Origin of the sequence: Arthrobacter sp. P2b (assembly GCF_900168295.1) — a bacterium.
Lineage (GTDB): Bacteria > Actinomycetota > Actinomycetes > Actinomycetales > Micrococcaceae > Arthrobacter.
This window is the reverse complement of record NZ_FVZL01000003.1, coordinates 205,940-223,843: the sequence shown is the minus strand read 5'-3', so window position 1 is coordinate 223,843 and position 17,904 is coordinate 205,940. Positions and strand designations below refer to the sequence as shown.

Sequence of the window (17,904 nt, the reverse complement as noted above, 5' to 3'; positions counted from 1 at the left end):
CATCCGAGCCGCTGTCTCATGGAAGAGGCGCCGTTCGTTGAAGAGCCGTTACCGCAGTATTCGGTATGACGCGTGCTTCGCCGACGGACGCGAGGAGCACGGCGTCGAACTGAACGCCATTCTTCAGGGAGCTCGCTTCCCCGCAGACTACTGGTCCAGCTGAATCGGTGCCGACCGTGTATGCCCAGAAGAAGGAACTGGGCCATGGGTGGACTACCCCTACGGCCGGCCGCTCTAGTCTCGAAACCTTTGCGCCTCGAAACTCTAGGGTTTTGAGCGGCACTGTCACCCTGACACTGATTCGATCGTATGGGGCGTCTCGAACGGACAGCCGCGGTCACTCCCGGCATGCCGGGGCATAGGGCCGAGCCCCTAAGAGCTCCCCCCACTCCTGCTGGGTCAGTATTCGTCCCGCGATCCGACACGCGCGCTCCTCCCACGCCCTCGGCTCGGCGACGATCACTTGAGTGTTCCCGTCAGTCTGTTCGAGCAGGAGCCTGCCCTCGTCCTCCTCTTCGAGGAACGTGCCTTTGCTGGTGAAAGTGTCGGTGCGAAAATTCGCCGACCAATCGCCGAGGTCCCACGTCACCATCGCGCCGTCTGCTCCGGCCGTCACCAGCTCACCGGTCGACCGGTACTCGGCTGCGGTGACCCCGCCCTCGTGAGTGCGAAGATTCTCCGCGACGTTGCCAGTCCCGGTGTTCACGACCACCACGCGGGTGCCGGCTGGGATGGCGATTTGATGGCCGTCAGGACTGAAGTCCGCCACGGTTGGAGTCGCTGGCAATGGGACCGTGATAGGTGGCGTTGCCCCGGAAACATCGACGATGCGGACCGCGAGTAAGCCGTCCCGGAGTGCAATCCGACGGCCGTCCGGGCTGACGGCCAGAAGCCCGTTGCCGGCTATCTGGTCGATCGCCTTTCCCGAGGACGTATCAAACACCATGGTGGGTCCTAATCGGCTGGCATACAGCCGCGAGCCGTCCGGCGCAAACTTGACCGCGCCGAACTGTCCGACCCACCCGGAGGGGCCGGGGTCAGAGCTGTTCACGTCCAGGTCCAGTAGCATCGGGTCCCCAGCGCCGGCACGCCAGAGGGCGACGCTCCCGGACGATTCAATCCAGGATGTCGCCTCAAGCGCTGCAAAGAGAAATCCGTCGGTGGAGTATTCAACGTCTGCCGCCGCCTCAGCCAAGCCCTGGTAGGTCTTCAAGCCGGCGCGACCCCCGTTAGCCAGATCGAGCGTTCCCGTTCGTCCACGATCGCAGGGGAGGGCGTTGCAGAGTCCCAATGTCTGGCTGAATGCAACAGTGCCCGAGACAGGGTCAACGGCGGTTGCCGCCACCATTCCTCCGAAGGGTGAGTATTCGCCGAGCTGGGATCGATTGGCGAGATCGAATAGCCGTAAATCGTCGTCACTGTCGATCACTGATGCTCGGGTTCCGTTCTTTGCGAGCGACATGCTCGCAGGCGTCACTCCGTCTTCCTGGATGCGGGTGATGCTCGTGACCCGGGGTGCCCGCGCGAACACCCGCACGAGGTTGGTACGTGTTTCGGTGCTGTCCCAGATCTGGATGGCCTCCACCGCGAGCAGCAGCGCTCGATCGAAGTCCGGATCCTCCAGCGCGGTCGCGGCAACGCGCCGTGCCTCTGCGACCGTTGCACGCTCGCCGGCGAGATTTGCCTGGAACCCTGCCACAAGACTCGTCGTGATAGCAACGATCGTGAGAGCCGCTGCGCCGGCCGACACCCAGGACAGTCGGCGCACCATGCTGCGCTCCTTACTCAGCTGTCTCTGGGTGGCCGCCAGTCCTGCGGTTTCAGCCGCTGCGCAGGCTTCTAGGAACTCTCGCTCAACCACTGTGAGCGCGGGCTTGACTGCATCCCGCCACTGCTGGGCCGCCGTTTGGCGGCCGCCGCGATAGAGCTCGCCGTTTGGGCGTCCCATCGCATCCCAGGCGGTGGCTGCGGAGCCAAGATGCCGCATGATCCGTTGACCCTCGATATCATCGGCGAGCCACTCCTTCAACCGTGGCCATTCCCGTGCAACCGCTTCGTGGGATAGCTGAACCGACTCCTCATCGGTGGTGAGCAGGCGGGCATCGACCAGTCGATCGACGATCTTGGCATGGTCCTCGTCGATTGCGATCCGCGTACGCTCGATCCGACGGGAAATCACCACACCGTCTGCAGATGCTTCGACGAGACGGAGAAGGATGTCGCGCAGCAGCCGCGCGCCCTCCGGGGAGAGCGCGCCGAAGACCTCTTCCGCGGTCTTCGCGACGGCACCGTCGATCTCACCGGATGCCCGATACCCGTCGACGGTCATGACGCGGCCCTCGCGCCGTAACCACACTTGGTGCAGGGCGTGGGACAACAGTGGAAGGTTTCGCCCGTCGGCGTCGCGGATAAGGATCTCGACGAGGCCTGGTTCCAGTATGAGTCCAGCCTGCTCTGCAGGCTTCTCGATCACGGCACGGAGTCCGTCGGGGCTCAGCGCGGTGAGCATGAGCATGTGCGATTGGATGATGTCGGCGAAGCCTTTGTGTTCAGCCAGGTCTCCCAGACGGTCCGCGCGGATGGTGACGACGAGCATCCCGCGGAAAACCTCTCGCGACAGAGCGTCGAAGAACTTCATGATCTCGGCGGGGTCGTCCGCGGCGAACGCCTGTTCGCATTGATCGACGATGAGCAGCGAATCCCCGGGGCGTCGAACTACGTCTCGAAGGGCCTCGAGAGGACGCTGGCCGGGCGTTACTATGACGACCTGCGTGCCGCGTGCGGTGAACTGGGCGCCTATCCCGGCCCTAACGAATGAAGACTTGCCGACGCCCGACGCGCCGGCGATGAGGAGCACGCCGTGTTCATCAAGCGCCCGCAGTGCTCCGGTCAGCTCCTGCTCGCGACCGAAGTACCACTCGGCATCCGTAACGCCCGCGGGAGGCAGGCCGAAGTACGGACACTCGGGGCTCCCGGCCCGGAATACCTGGTCGGACAGTAATGAGGGATCCTGCCTGAGAATGGCCTGCTCCAGCTCGGCGAGCTCTGTGCACGGATCCAGTCCAAGATCGGCAACAAGGAGTCCCCGCGCCCTGCGCACCGTGGCTATCGCCTCCGCTTGCCGGCCCTGGCGGTACTGCGCCACGCTCAGCATGACCCATCGCCGCTCGCGCAGCGGAGCTTCGGCGACGCGGGTGCGCGCTAAGACGGCGACCTCCTGAACCTCGCCGGCTTGCAGCCGTGCATCGAGGAGTAGCTCCTCGGCCCCCAGGCGGATCTCCTCAAGACGGCCGGAGGCGATCTGAGCCGGCCCCCAGTCGATGAGTTCGACGAACGCCTCACCCCTCCACAGCGCGAGGGCCTCCGAGTATGAGTGCGCGGCACGTTCCGGCTCACCAAGCTTCAGCTGTTGGGAACCCCGACTGACGAGCCGCTCGAACTGGTCGGCGTCGACCTCAATGTGGTCCGCGGTCAGCCGATACCCGAACGGGGTCGTTTCGATCCGTGCAGGCGCGATGAGCCGACGCAACCGCATGATGCAGCCCGGAATCACCTTCGACCATGAAGCCGGCAGATCATCGCCCCAGAGCGCCTCGGCGAGGGATTCGACCGACAAAGATGAGCCCAAGCGAACCATGAGCGCACCCAACACCACACGATCGCGCGGTGCCAACGGAATCCGATCGTCATCGAGCGTCAGCGCTCCAAGAACGCGAACCTCCATGAGGCCACCTTCCGCCCTGACCCCACATCCGTCAAGACGGCTGATATCGGGACGATACCGCGTTTTTGGGCGCCGGTATCCTGCTGATACCGGCGTGTTCTTCACTGGTGGAACAGCCACGGCGCTGCATGGATCGAAAGTAAAGGACTTGACATGTGGACTTCAAACCGGCGCTCCCGCGCCACTCACGGCGGGCGCTCACACCCGATCGGTGTCGCCGTCGCAGTGCTGGCGTGCAGTGGCCTCTCGGCGTGCACCGCCGCCGAGGCGCCGTCCCCCGCATCGACTACGGAGGCTCGCACGGTCGCACCGTTCCCGGAGAGCGGCGTCATCGACGCCGGCACCTACCTCGTGACCGGCTACCCGGTGCCCTTCGAGATCACCGTCCCAGACGGCTGGGTGACGTACGACGGTTCGGGCCTGGGCAAGGACGACCCGGATCTCCCGGATGAATGGGATGTCGCCGTGACTTTTTGGCCCGCCACCCATGTCCCGACGGACGCGTGCGCCTGGAGAGGCGCGCTCGTCCAGGTCGATCCGACGGCCGAGGCGTTCGTCGATGCGATGACGGCGCAGGCGTCAACGGTAATCACCCCTCCCGTCAAGGTCATGGTGGGCGACTACTCCGGCTTCGAGTTCGACCACGCCGTCGAGAGCGACGTCGACATCACCGACTGCGACGGCGGCAAGTTATGCATCAACTCGAATTTGGCGCAGGACTGCGACGGACGCGGGTACCGAAATGTGGGCGAGCGCGAAACCTACCGGGTGGTCGACCTGAACGGTGAGCGCGCCGTGATCACGATGGGCCAACCCCACGAATCGATCGATCCGGCACTGACGAGAGAGGCACGCGCCATCTTCGACTCGATCGTGTTCAGGTCCGGCGAGTGACCGGCTGATGCGATAGGCGATCCCGCCTGCGGGCGTCGGCTCCTTCTCTGAACCCACCTGGTGTCTCATAGCCTCGGTGTTTCGAAACGCTAAGGTTGTGAGATTCCTACTCCAATCGGAGCAAGCACACACGACGATGAATTGAGCAGCGTTCAGGTTCGTCGGGGTGCCCCTTGCATACTTACAAAGAGGCCTATTCTGGGGGCATGGCAGAGCCCGGTGAGCTGATTCCTCCGTCGCTTCAACCGCCGCTGGAGGTGATCTTGGCTAAGGCTGTGAAGGGCGTTCCTCCGCCTGCAGCGTTGCCTGGTCAGATGCTTTTCGAGCCGAAGTTCGACGGCTACCGGGTCCTGATTTTTCGGGACCACGACCGGGTGAGCATATGGTCTCGCCAAGGCAAAGAGCTGACACGATATTTTCCGGATTTAGCGGAGGCGGCAGCGTCCATGATTCCTCCAGGTTGCGTGATCGATGGCGAAGCTGTGGTGTGGTCAGATGGCAGACTGAATTTTGAGGCTCTGCAACGGAGACTGTCCGGGGGCAAGGAGCGACTGCGGACCATCGCCCTGGCACAGCCCGCGAGCTTCGTCGGCTTCGACGTCCTGGGAGTCGCCGGCCAGGACGCAAGGGACATGCCCCTCTCACAACGCCGGGCCTTGCTGGAAGAGTTGGCCACGATCTGGGCTCCCCCACTCTCCCTGTCCCCTCAGACGACCGACCGGGACCTCGCACAGCAATGGTTCGAGGGCCTCGCCGGAGCCGGGATGGAAGGGCTCATGGCCAAGAGCAGCACCCAAACCTATACGGGTGGAAAGAGGATCTGGCTTAAGTCCAAGCACATCTCTGAACTGGACGTCATCTGCGGAGCCGTGATCGGTCCGATAGAACGGCCGACCGAAATTGTTGCAGGGCTGCCCATTGACCATGAGCTGCGCATTGTTGGCCGCAGTTCCCCCCTGAAAGCCGCGGACAGCAGAGCCCTCGCCCGCTGGCTAACGTCTCCTACAACGATCCACCCCTGGCCAACCATGGTGAAAGGAACCACCCTGGACCGATTCAACCGCGACGCCTCACCAACCCAGCTGACACTCGTTGACCCTGTCGTCATTGAAGTCCTGACAGATGCAGCCTGGTCAGGCCAGTCGTTCCGACACTCCTTACGCTTTCGCAGAGTCCGTCCTGAACTCGAGCCAGCCGACGTCGAGGTCCCGCCACGCCTGACCCGCAACTGACAAGGAACGCTGACCGCAGTTTGCTTCGCCAACGCCGCCCCGCCACGACACATGACCAATCCACCCTGAAGCCGCGCTTGGTGACGCACCGCCTTAATGCAGATAAGGATGAAGCTCAAGCACCGGGAACCCTGGACATCATCTGCGGCGCAGTGATCGGGCCCATCACCCAACCCTCAGAGGTCGTCGCCGGTCTCATCCCGGGCGGCGACCTGCGGATCGTTGGCCGATCCATGCCATTGAAAACGAGGGAAGGCCGGGAACTGGCGCGATGGCTTCAGCCCCCCACTGGGTGAGCATCCTTGGCCAGCTATCGTGAAAGGCGCATCAGGTCGAATTCCAGTCAGACCTCTCGCCACGGTACGGTGTCGAGCAATTCGAGAACCGCGAGTGAAACGTTGACGAGAGCAGCCAAACCAAGCACTTCGAAGGAAATAGGGCTTGCTCCTCAATCAGGTTCTTCTCATCAAAAAACCGATGAAACCTGTCGCGACGCCCGAACGGCAACCTTTCGGCGACTTCATCCTCCAGTTTTGCCGCTTCGATAGAAAACGCCTAGGGCTGTCCAGTTGCATGCGTTCGAACCTTGTTTTCGTCTCAGGTGCGGCATCGACGCCGCATCTAACAGTCGTTCCGCGCGGCGCTCACCCAAGCATCTGCCGCATCAACCGTCAACGGAATCGGGATCACCCTGTTATGTGCACACCCATGAGGACCCATCAAGTGTTTCTTTCGCATTTTTCGGCCTAGATATTTCCCCAGACGATTACACGTAAGGCTGCCGACGGAGCAGACGATGTGCCAATCGGATGGCGAGACACAGTAGCCCACGAGTAGCGGTCATTGATCAGGCTGCTCCTGCAGTCGCTCAATTCAATTCCTCATTTCCGCGCTAGGACACCACGTCCCGGGCCAGTGACCCACCCTTTGGGTTCCGCGCACACGACGGACGCCCATGACAGTTCACTGTTCAAGATCGGTGTTGCGTCGCCTAGCCCGTTTGGACAGCGCGAAAACGGCTCCGACGACAATCAGCACACCGGCTGCCAAGGCAAGGACGACCGTCCTCGCTGTTATCGGGCAGCGGCGGGATCAAGGTTGGGGCCGGTGTCGCCTGGCAGCAGAAGTCGCAGCGGAGTTAAATTGGGACGGAAGTCACGGGTTCAGCAGTTGAGGCCATCGCGGCTGCTGCCTGTTGGGCGAGGTCTTGGACGGTAGCCTCATGCCACTTAGACGTCGTGGTCTGACGGTAGACGGGACACCGGGCGGGCGTTGAGATTCAGGGCCTCGATGGCTGCCCAAGAAAGTAAGTTGTTTTCCTCATTCCTGTATCAGGAACTTTGTGCAAAGGTAGCCATATTCTGCCGTACAGCATGATGGGGTGGACGGGATGACAAATGGCGATACACAGCAACGGCAAACCTTGTGGGCTGTACTTCTGAAGAAGTGGCCTCGGCAGTCGTTTGGGCGGTGGTCTGTTTACATTCCTGGGATCGTAGTGTTACTGATCCCGGTTTTCATGGACAAGGCCTCGCCTGAAGCCCTGCGGTTATCCTCCGCGTTTGGGATCTTAGCTTTGCTTCTGCCTGCTTGGATGGCCCGCCACGTCGCTTCGAAAGACAAACATGAGTCCCTGCTGAAAACACGTGATGACGTACTGGATACCAGCCTCAAGCTCGATCCACCAAAGACACCTTCCCTCGATTGGTTGGCGCCCCGTTATTCTCAGTCCATTGTTTATGCGCGCCAAAATGTGGATAGAAGGTTGGATGCATGGCTGAAGTCTTCCGAGCCAATCATGATCATTGACGGCGGGCCGCTGGTAGGCAAAAAGAGGATGGCGCTTGAATGGGCCGACAGCTTGGGCCCGGAGTGGGAGAGGGGATGGCTCAAGGACCACAAAGGCTCCGAAGCAGTAGAACGTATTGCCGGGTACGGCAAGGACACCGTCGTGGTGGTGGACGGGGCTTCGTCCCATTTCGCAGACCTCGTACTTGACGTAGACCGCCACAAAACACCGCCGCAGATACGGGTGCTGATGACCGTGCGTGATGTGCAGGGGCTTCGCATCGCGGACCGATATGCAGCAGCAGTAATTAAGGACGTGAAACCCCTCCATCTGAAGCCGACCGGGGACACTGGGGACCGTGAGCGCTGGTTTGAGGAATTGTGCAGGCATTATGCGGACAGGATGGGGGTCCCTGTTCCTTCTCATCCTCCCGGGTTTATTCGGGAACTGGGTGTTGTTCCGATCGGGGTGCTGCATGCAGCAGCATTTGCCGCTGCCCGGGCAGGAACCGTGCCACTCCGTAGTAGAGAAGTTGAAGAGATCATGTATGAACTGTGGCAGGAAGAACTGGAGTCGTGGCGGGACATGCCGGGTGTTCCTAGCTCAGGACGTGAAGGAGTGGGCGATGCTCAGCTTGAACGGCTGGGACATGCCGTGGTGGCGCTGTCTCTGCTGAAGCCCGCCAACCCGGAGATAGCCGTCAAAGTACTGGAAAGAATTCCGACCCTGAGCGGGACAGACGCAGGAACACAGAGGGACATAATCGCTTGGGCCACTAGAATGTTCCGTCCTCCCGGCGACACCGCAGGTGGTCCCTCCGTACCGGAATTCAGTCCGGGCATCATTGCGGTCGCCGCGTTTTTGCACACTGCGGGCAACGACTCCAACTTTGGACACAAGCTGCTAAGTTTCCTAACTGACGTGGAGGCCTTTGCCGTATTGAGGCGGTTAGTAGAAGCAGCGCCGCTGCTTCCTTCCGCCGGAGCCTGGGCAGGAGTCGTCATCGGCAGCAATTTCACGAGGCTTACGAACGCCGTTGAAATAACGCTGGCCACAAGTCCGGCCAATGGCGCCCTAGACAGGGAATTGGCCCGCTGCGCCAGCGGATGCGACCTTGATGAAGAGCGAACTCTTTTGCTACTTGAGCTCATCCCACCGGGATTACTGCCGACGATGAAGGTGGCACTTGCGGAATTGAGGGTTAAGCAACTGCGGGACCGGGTCCAAGAGAACGCCGGGAAATACGAACAGGACCTGGCCAGGGCACTATGTACCCTTTCTACACGGCTCGGTGGAGTCGGGGGCCGCAGCGCCGAAGCCCTAGACGCCACTCAGGAGGGTGTGGCCATGTTCAGGCGGTTGGCTACCGAGAACCCGGGATTGTACGAACCTGACCTCGCCGTGGCGCTGAACAATCTAGCCGTTGACCTCGGTAAATTCGGTGGCCGCGATGCCGACGCCGTAGGCGCAGTACAGGAATCCGTTACCCTCTACCGGAGATTGGCCGCCAATTACCCCGTACAACATGAGCCTGACCTCGCCCGGGCGCTGAACACGCTCGCAGAACGTCTCGGAGATACCGGGGGCCATAGCAACGATGCCTTGCGCGCTGCCCAGGAATCCGTCATTATCTACCGGCGGTTGGCCGCCGAAAACCCCACGCAGTACGAATCCGACCTTGCCCTTGCGTTGAATAACTTGGCAACCCGTCTCGGTAATGCTGGAGGCCGCGGTGCCGAGGCTGTAAACGCCGCCCAGGAAGCTGTCACTATCTATCGGCGGCTAACAGCCGATAACCCCGCACTTCACGAGCCCGCCCTCGCCTCGGCACTGGACACCCTGTCCGTCCAGCTAGGTGAGGCTGAAGGGCGTGGCGCCAAGGCCGTCGATGTCGCCCAAGAATCGGTTGACATATATAGGCTGTTGGCCGCCCAGAACCCTGCTCTATACGAACCAAAACTTGCCCGGGCGCTGAACAACCTAGCCGTCAGCCTCGGTGATACCGGGGGGCGCGGGGCCCAAGCCTTAAACGCTGCCCAAGAATCCGTCACTATTTACAGGCGCCTAGCCGCCGCTAACCCCGCACTGCACGAACCCGACCTCGCTGCTGGGCTAAACAACCTTGCTATCCGGCTCGCTGCGGCCGGGGCACACCGAGCTCAAGCCTTAAAAGCTACTAAGGAATCCATCAGTATTCATCGGCGGCTAGCCGCCGATAATCCCGCACCATACGAACCCGCCCTCGCCGCGGCACTGCACAACCTAGCCATCGACCTCGGTGAGGCCGGAGGACACGGCGCTCAGGCCGTAGAGGCGGCGCAAGAATCCGTCACAATCTACAGGCGTCTGTCCTCTGGGAACCCCGCTTTATACCAACCCCGCCTTGCCTTGGCGTTGAACGCCCTGGCCGCTAACCTCGATAGGGCTGGTATGCAAACAGAAGCCAGCGTGGCTTGGAGAGAACTAGTACATGTTTATGAAGGGCTGGCCCGTCAGGATCCACAATACAAAGCGGCTTTAGCCCGCGTACAACATTCTCGATAGACGCTGCTTGTCGCCGCCCGGATTGTGTCGGTGGCGCAGGTGACCTGTAGCCGTCCTCGAGGTTGGCCACGGTGCAGTTCACCGTAAACCCCTGCGCGAGAGGAATCAGGGAGTTCCGCCAGTTCCGTCGTTGGGACTCCGGAACTCGCCCTGCCTTCGGTCTCACCAAGAGATCCTTTATCAAGGCCGGGCGAGAGCTCGTCGTCAAATATTTCCGGAGCTCTAGCTTCCTGCCACCGTTCCGCACGCAGCCTAGGAGGCTGATCTCACGCTGTTCTGCCACGCCGTGGATCACGTCCCATGTGCGGCTTCCTTCATGGAGCGTGGTGACACCCGGGCGTCTCCGACATGATGCGATCCTCAAACGCCCCGATCATCGAAACCGTCAAACCGTTATCCGGCTCGTATCGCAGTACACCGGGGATTTGATCCCCCGGGGCGTCCGGCAGCCACCATATTTCCGCCCCATTTCTCCTACCTCGTCGAGGTTCAACAGGCCACCCATTGCCACGCTCGCGCTTCTCCGCCCGGGTCTCATACAAGGTTTCGGACCTTCCTTCCGCGCCCGATGAGCTTCTGGACGATCGCAATCCTTCCGCCGGCTTCAAGACGCCTGAACAGCGTCTCGTTCGACGATCCTTTAGGCAGGTCAAATTCTGTTCCTGGACCTGCCACCAGCATGTCGTATGGGTGGCCGAGCAATGCGAGGATATCGACCAGGTCGCTTGGACTGACGTCTCTAGCCTGCACCAGCTGGGGCAGGACTGCCTTCGGAGCCCGCGTGACCCGAGCGATGCGACGAACCTCCCGAAGGGGCAGCCAGACCCGGTTGTCGCTGGCGAATCGTCCCGCGGCACGAAGGGCTCTCGCGTCGTCACCGGGCACGTAATCGCCAATACTGTCCACCACGATCCGTCGCAGCGCTTCGGGGGTCCGCTGGCCCTCCAGGAACTCTCCCACGAAACCTGTCACGAGCTCTGGCGCCATGAATTCCGAAGCGTTCCCGGACACCGCGAACGCCTCCGAGACAGCTTGCCAACCGCCCTTCGCGAAATGGGCGAACGTTTTGAAGGTATCCGGCAAGAGCTTCGCCTCCAGCGCTCTGGCGAGGACCTGGTCGGGGCTCGGAGTCACCTGCGTCAGCTCGATCGCGGACTCGAGATTCAGCTGCTTGACGAGCTGGACCCGGGCGTGCGCCGTAAGATGCGTTGAAGCGTTCAGCAAGCGGACCGCGAGAACGTTTCGGTCCTCATCCGCGACCTTCTCGACGTCCCGCAGCTCGACCGCATCGACCCCGTCCGCGGCCAGAAAACCAGACAGATGTTCGTCCACCCCATGAGCCTGCACATAAGCCCATACGTTGGAAACCGTCGGAACCATGAGACTCGCACCCACGATCATGTGCCAGGTGGACTCCGGGACGTCCTCAATGTCCTCGATCGCGGCGGAAGCGGCGCTCCCATCGAGGACGTCGCTCAGCTCGTCCTCCGTCCATGACTCATGCTGCTCGCTGATAACCTCGACCAGCGCCGACTCCGTGAGCACAATCCGCCCAGTCGGATCGGCGGCCCGCATCGCAGCGAAATACTCAGCGATGTGCGTCCTACAAAACTCCCACACGCTTGGCTTCTTGCGCACCTCGTCAAGCGTCGGGGCGACGTTGGCTTCAAGTGCCAGCCGCAGATTCAGCTCGCTGATCTTGTACATGTGCGCAGCTACCACCTGGCCTCGGAGCGGCTCACTCAGATCACCGAGGTCAGTGATGATCAGCTCCGCGGCCTCCATGATTGAGAAGATCCGGCCAGTCTGCAACGGAGCCTGGTACTCGCTGACGGCAGTTAGTTGCTGGTACGACGACTCAAGCAGGGCCCTCGAGGACTCGCCGATCTCGTAGGCGTCAGCCTCAAGCGTGTTGAGAAGCGCTGCGTCGAACAACCTAAGTCGAATGTCTTCGTCCGGGACACCAGGGTGACCTGCCACGTATTCGAACACGTCACGCCACGGATGCATCGTCAGTTGCTGGACGAGGAGCTCGCGCGGAGCATCGGGCGTATTGAGGAAGGCATCAATGAACGCCTGGACGTCCTTGCTGTCGTGATTGACGGCGTACGCGACGAGTCGCTTCGCATCCGCGGGCCTGTCAACGAGCAGATAGGAGGCGACCTGGACGTTCAGCGCGCTCACTGTGCTTGTGAAGTCTGCAGGGACTTGCTCGAGCAAGTTGCTAATCGCGTTCTCGGAAGTGAACTCGTAGTCGAGGTACATCTCGTTCGGCTGGACGCTGTGGTTGTAGAAGAACGCGACGTCGACACCGACGAATTTGCCGTAGAAGATCGCGGAGTACTCGGCATAGTTGCTTGTGATGAAGCCTCGCCGCACGAGATCACGTGCCAGCTCTGACTCGAGCACGTCGGTGATGCGCTGGTCGAACCTTATCCGGCCCTTCGGCACTCGCTCGTAGCGGGCCAGCCCGGCGAAGTCCGTACCCCTCAGTGTCGCGATGTCCTGGTCGTACTCCTGAAGCAGTCGCGCGAGCTCGGCGGAAGTAGGTTCATGCCACTGCTCCGACTCGACCTCCGGGAAGATACGAATGAACTGGGCCTCGGTTGGCGTGACCGTGCCCTGGCTGTACTGCTGGACGAGAGAGATCGACTTCGTCCTGGCGACGCGCTCCCAGAATTCCACCGTGCCAACGGCATTGAACGCAAAGCTTTGGCCGTCGACCGTGACGGAGACGTATGAATAGCCGTTCGAGGGAGGGAACATGTCCTTGATGTCGCGGAGCCTGTTGCCCAGCTCCACCGCGGTGGCCTCTTTCCGCTTGCGTTGCTCCTCGGTCCTCAACCGTTTGCGTCGCTGCGCCTGCAGGCCCTCGATCAGGCTCCTGACCTCGTCGCGATGGAGCCGCTCGAGTTCATCGAGTGTGCTCGTGCGCTGCGAGATGGCTTCGAAATCTGCGAGGTGGAAGTTCTTGTACGCGACGAGTGCGAAGAGATGGTCCGCTGTCATGCCGGGCGCAGGGTTCTCCGTCCACAGCAGGTGCTCTGCGAATACCGCGAACTCGTTGCAGATGTTTTTCATCAGGCGCATATCTGTGGTGTGGCGAGCGATTAGATCGAGCAGCGGCCGCGACACGAAGTCCTCGGCAAAGCCTAGCGACACCATTGCCTCGACGAGGTGGTCGCGCGCGTTGCGGTGCGATATGAACGGGACCATAGGAATGACCAGTTCGAAAAACTTGGTCCGGTTCGCGCGACGGACTGCTGCAACAGCCACATCGAGCCGCGGCTTCGCGCCCTCCCTGGAACCGCCTTGAACCCCCTTGTCTCCGGCCTCTTCACCCTCGGATTTGGCCTCCGCGCCGAGCTGCTCGAACAGGCTGTCCTTGATGGCGTAGATAAATCGAAGCGGCTCCTCTTTGGCCTGCCAATGCGAAGAGGCATTGACGAGTGTGTTGAGCTCGCGGAGCGAGTCGAAAATCTGTGGGTCATCGAAGCGGTCCAGATCCTCAAAGATCAAGTACTTGGGCTCGACTGCGTCGAAAAATGCGACGATCTCGTCGAGGAAGCTGTCGAAGTAGGTGGTCGGTCCCTCGCCCAGCGCGATCTTGGTGCCGGCCGTCGTAACTTCCGAGACGATCCGATCCCCGATGACCCAGCGGACCGCCCAGAGGGAAAGCAGGACTAGGACGAAGAAAAGCACCGCCCAACCGACAAAAGCGGCCGTGTCCGCGGCCGGGTCCGGCCAGCCGGCCCCGGGGCGCACCCCGAGCAACCACAGGAGGCCCAGTCCGACCACGCTCGCCCCAAGAGCCTGAACGAATGCCCTTCCTTGGGTCAGCGGCTTGGGTCTAGCGAATCTGGATCGACGGATTTGGCCCGGCTTCAGTCGGTAGACGAGTTGCTTGACCAGTTCCTTTTGGATCCGGTTGGTCAGGTCCTCGTCGTCCTTAGCGGGACCAAGGGTGTTGATGCTGATGCGGACCGTCGATTGCGGGTGCTTCTTCTCGAAGTCATCCAGCACGCTGGATTTGCCGGCACCGTAGCGGCCGGTAAGAGCGATGTTGCGGTTCTTCTTGTTTTGGACAGCGTCTTCGAGATGCCCCACATAGATGCTGTGGTGGGCTTTGACATACTCAGGCCCAAGTGAGCGAAGGTAGATACGCCGCCCCAGTGGCGCTTGCTGTTCCGGATCTTCCTCGGCCACGTTCACTTTTCCCCCAACAAGTCCTCGACGTGATCAGTGTTTAGCTTCAGAGGCTCCGATAGAGCGCTCGGGTCCATAGGACATGTCTGAGGCCTCGGCCTACTTTATCCCTTGATTTACAGTGGTTAGATCAATCGAACAGCCCGCCGCTTAGGGGGTATCGAACCGAGCGAGAGGTGCTCCCCTTCGCGTCTATCGGCCAGTCGACTCCCAGAAGCGAAAGCTCCTCCATGCTGAAAAGCTCCGAGGAAGCGATGTCATCCAAGAGCTTAGCCTGTAACTCTTGAGCCTCCACGAGCTGGGTCAGAGCGCTGAGCACTTGCAAAAGATGCTCAGTCCATTCTGACTCCCAGCGATCCGGGACGATCTTGTCTAGTTCCGAAGTGATCTTGCCGTTCGGATTTTGCTTGCGGTAACCGAACCACTGCCTGAGGACGTTGACGCCACCAACCTGATACTCGTACACGTCCTTGGAGACCCCTCCGAACCTGCCTGTCCCTACTTTGAGCACATTCGCTTCATCGTCATGATCCATGACATCTGGCATTCCCTTCACTGTCTCCAGATACGTCGGATGGCTGAGGCCACTTCGCTGGCGGATATCGGCACCGCGGTCCTTATCGACGTCCACGAACCTGCTGCCAAAAGTGTGCAGCCATAGAATCTCCTCGCCCAGTTCCACCGCATTCACCCAGAGACCGGCGTCCTTCGTTAGGGGGACACGAATGCCCGGCGTCCGCAAATCCTCGCTGTAAAGCTCGATGAAGTGCGGGTTCGCGGTAACCCCGGCGATGTAGCTGAGCAGTTCTGAAGCTGACACTTCGCGCTTAAGCACCTTTGCGAGTGCGGCAAGTAGGCCCGGTGCGGCATTGGGGCTGCCGTCGGGATGAAACAGTGGCAGCGTCCTCCCCCCACGATTGTTGAACGAGTGCTGATCCGGCATGAGGTTTGAGAACACCATGCCGGGGCCTGCGCCAGGATGATGGCTGTGCTGCTCAATGGCGAAAATTTGCCCATCAACGCTCCGAGCATGCCAGAGTGAAGGACGCGGACGATCCAGCAGACGGGCATCAGCAATGACGTACTGACGGTCAAAGGACCGGTATGCCAGCAGCACCTTCTTGGCCTCCGCGGCCATGATCACGTTAGTCAACGGCACATTCGTCGCTTGCTCAGTGTCCGAGACTCCGTTCACCACGAGCGCAGGGAAAGGTGCCTTGGTCTTGTGGATGGTGGATGTGTCCGTGGTCTTCAGCAGGTCCGCTTTAGTCTTGGCGTCTGGCTCTTGGGTCAACCGCTTGAACCGCTCATCAAGCGTGGACGCTGACGGGCTGTAAACCCATCCGCGGTTGGAGGTTACGCCGGTTATATACCAGGGCATTAGGTCGCTGATCGCAGGATAGGAGTCCCAAGTCCCCGCTGGGGCTGGAGTGAAGGGTGCCGTCCACGCGTCCCTCACGGGCGTCCATCTGGCATCATCCAACGTCAGAGTGGACAGTGTTGCCATTTTCTCCGGGTATGTCCCTTGCAGGGTTGTGTGCTGAATGACCGCCGGAGTGGTTGTGTCTGTCCCGCTGGTGCGGATGAACATGGCTATGACTACGGGAGTCTCGATGTTGAAGACTGCATTTCCCCGTGGGGGCCTTTTACCTTCTGGGCTGACGTCGATAATCCATCCATGGGAGCAGGTTTCCCGCAGATATTTCCGCATACCGCGGAAGCCGGGTCCTGTGAGATATCCGTTAGCTGAGATGTAGCAGATGATTCCTTCATCGCCGTCAGGCATTTCTGCAACAGATGGCGTGGACTCGAAAACCTTCCACATCGCCCAACGCCAGAAATACACATAGAGATTCTTCAGCGCCATGCCCTCGTGCCGTCCGTTGCCGGGCAGCTTGAAGTCGTCCAATGGGACAAAATCGAAGTTATGAGCCAGGTCGCCCTTTTCAATCCACCCACCCATACCGGCCGCCCGCTCCTCGTACGGAGGATTGCTTATGACGACCTGAACGTTGCGTTCGCGCTTCATAGCGTTTGCACGCTGGCGCTGCACGGCGATCAGCTGTTCCGTGAAAGAGAGCTGGTCTGCTGAAGCTGACCAAGGGGACTCCAGAGTATCTGCGACGAACAGGTTCAACCCCGTTGCAGGAAGGTCTGCTCCAGCCTTCTTCAGTTCCCCGGTGATCCGTAGTTCGGCGACAGAGAACGGCCCGGACTGCAGTTCGAGGCCATAGATCCGGTTGGCTAGCGAAGTGAGGGCCTCCGGCACGGCGCCCGGTCCGTATTCCGCTCTCGCTTGGTCACCCGCCCGTTTCAATACTTCGAGGGGGTACGTCCCCGTTCCCATGGAACCATCCACAACCGCCACGGACGGATCGCGGAAAGCCCTGGTCTTGCCGAAGTAGCTCCGCAGCGCTTCCTCAGTTAGACGGACCATGTCCTCTACCACTTCGGGCGGGGTGTAGTAGCTTCCTGTCTTTTCCCGCAGCTCCGGATCATAGTTTTCTAGGAAGTCCTCGTAGAGGTGGAGGTAAACGTCTTTGCTTCCCTTGGACAGAGTGTCCCATTCGACGGACGAAATAACCCTCGTAAGCAGGTCAATGGCGGTGCTCACCGGCCCTGTTGCATGTTTTGTGAGCAGCTCAAGAGCCCTACCCATCAGGGAATGAGTTGAATCCAGCAGTTCACTAATGTCATGAAGCTTCGCTTTTCGCAACTCGAGCCCTTCTGCCCGGGCCAGTAAGAGAGCGAAGGTGACAGTCTGGGCGTAGCCGTCAGCGAATTGGTCATCGCGGGCCGCGGGCATCAGTAGTCGACGCCAGGACTGGGCAGCCCCGAGAAAAGGCTGGAGATTCTTATCGGCCCCAGAACTGATGGCCCGGCGTTCGGCTCGCAGTGCTTCGGCGACTTCTTCCCGCAGCACGCGTGCCAAAGGTGCAACCTGATCGACCAATTTCTTTACACTGGTGATCGGAGCCGGCTTCCAGCTTAGGAAGTCCCGAATCATGGCATCAAAGGAAGCGCTGGCCGTAAGGGCCTTCCCAGCGGAGACAATGGACGAGGCGCCTAGATAAACGTCGTGCTTGAGCTCTCCGCTCCTCCATAAGCGCCACTGAAGACCGTTGGTGTGAAGAAGATTGGGAAGCTCTTTCAGCCGCTGCCACTGAAGATAGTTGTGAGTCGACTTGCCGTATGTTTCCGGATCGAGGGAGACGCCGGGTGCTTTCAACTCGATGTGCCCAGACAACTCGCTGTTGATGGAAATGGCGAAGTCTGCACGTAAGGCCCCTTCCATCTCACGGACTTCGTCGTGCGCCGTTACGACCAGGTCCATTGAGTGCCCTAGAGCAGTCAGCAAGTTACTTACCGGCCCGGAAAGAAGAGCCTCTCGTTCTCCTGGGCCGGCCAGCTTGAGTTTGCATTGCGCCCCAAAATCGGCAATGTGGTCCCCGAACTCAGACCCGCCGGCAGCTGCCCCCATAGTTACTACTCCCCTATTAATTGCCTTAGTGCTT

The 17,904-nt window shown here is 60.7% G+C and carries 7 protein-coding genes; 3 read left to right on the top strand and 4 right to left on the bottom strand.

Going from position 1 to position 17,904, the window contains the following annotated elements:
* Positions 1–337: 337 nt before the first annotated feature.
* On the bottom strand, positions 338–3,724 hold the full coding sequence (locus tag B5520_RS08245) for an nSTAND1 domain-containing NTPase (RefSeq protein WP_079596593.1): 3,387 nt from the start codon (positions 3,722–3,724) through the stop codon (positions 338–340).
* A gap of 153 nt (positions 3,725–3,877) precedes the next feature.
* On the opposite strand from B5520_RS08245, the gene B5520_RS08240 reads away from it, so the two are divergent.
* The 3 genes from B5520_RS08240 (at position 3,878) to B5520_RS08230 (ending at position 10,183) form a co-directional block, all read left to right on the top strand.
* Positions 3,878–4,618, top strand: coding sequence for a hypothetical protein (locus B5520_RS08240; RefSeq protein WP_079596592.1), 741 nt, complete (start codon positions 3,878–3,880; stop codon positions 4,616–4,618).
* A 206-nt stretch (positions 4,619–4,824) separates the two neighbouring features.
* Complete coding sequence (locus tag B5520_RS08235) at positions 4,825–5,850, top strand: ATP-dependent DNA ligase (RefSeq protein WP_079596591.1); 1,026 nt, start codon at positions 4,825–4,827, stop codon at positions 5,848–5,850.
* Positions 5,851–7,240: 1,390 nt separating this feature from the next.
* Entirely contained in the window at positions 7,241–10,183 is a 2,943-nt protein-coding gene (locus B5520_RS08230; protein ID WP_254865525.1) for a tetratricopeptide repeat protein, read from the top strand.
* Between the two features lie 314 nt (positions 10,184–10,497).
* On the opposite strand, the gene B5520_RS23240 is transcribed toward B5520_RS08230, so the two are convergent.
* The 3 genes from B5520_RS23240 to B5520_RS08220 form a co-directional block, all read right to left on the bottom strand.
* The gene (locus B5520_RS23240) at positions 10,498–10,725 is read right to left on the bottom strand and encodes an ApeA N-terminal domain 1-containing protein (RefSeq protein WP_368483720.1); all 228 of its coding nucleotides are present in this window, start codon (positions 10,723–10,725) and stop codon (positions 10,498–10,500) included.
* A complete protein-coding gene (locus B5520_RS08225; RefSeq protein WP_139386225.1) occupies positions 10,718–14,389 on the bottom strand; it encodes a YobI family P-loop NTPase in 3,672 nt (1,223 codons plus the stop codon). The genes B5520_RS23240 and B5520_RS08225 overlap by 8 nt, the downstream gene beginning before the upstream one ends.
* 130 nt (positions 14,390–14,519) lie before the next feature.
* A complete protein-coding gene (locus tag B5520_RS08220; RefSeq protein ID WP_176156817.1) occupies positions 14,520–17,723 on the bottom strand; it encodes a type ISP restriction/modification enzyme in 3,204 nt (1,067 codons plus the stop codon).
* Positions 17,724–17,904: the final 181 nt, after the last annotated feature.